The organism is Brevibacillus sp. YAE8 (assembly GCF_057543335.1).
In genome coordinates, this window is record NZ_BAAIYG010000192.1 from 1 (window position 1) to 509 (window position 509).

Consider the following 509-nt stretch of genomic DNA (forward strand, 5'->3'; position numbering starts at 1 on the left):
AAATGGCGTACCTTGCTTAACATCACTTGATACAGCAGAAGCGATTTTACGAGTGCTTGAAACGATCAGCTTCCATACAACGCCAATGAAAAAAGTTCGTCCAACCAAAGAGGTGACAACCGTATGATCAAACATGAAATGATGCAAGTCGTCAGTCAGCGACCGTTAACACACAATGTATATGAATTAACCCTTCAAGGCGAGCTTGTTCGTTTCATGAATGAGCCGGGGCAGTTTGTGCATATCCGCGTCAACAACGACTATTTGCCACTGCTTCGCAGGCCAATCAGTATTGCAGAAATTGATCAAACGCACGAACAATTTACGATGATTTACCGTGCAGAAGGGGCGGGAACATCGCTGCTGGCTGAAAAACAAGCCGGACAGTCGATTGACGTGTTAGGTCCCCTTGGCCACGGTTTTCCATTAGATGCAATAGAGTCAGGTCAAACGGCTTTATTAGTAGGGGGAGGCATTGGAGTGCCTCCGCTCTATGAGCTTTCAAAAAG

At 46.2% G+C, this 509-nt stretch carries 1 protein-coding gene and 1 pseudogene; both read left to right on the top strand.

Annotated features, from left to right (window positions below; translation table 11 throughout):
• Nucleotides 1-127 (top strand): annotated as a pseudogene (locus AC27IT_RS28335) (carbamoyl phosphate synthase large subunit); the annotation flags it as partial.
• The coding region (locus AC27IT_RS28340) for a ferredoxin reductase domain-containing protein (RefSeq protein WP_487092349.1) at nucleotides 124-509 on the top strand (386 nt) is incomplete at its 3' end. The pseudogene AC27IT_RS28335 and the gene AC27IT_RS28340, both read left to right, overlap by 4 nt.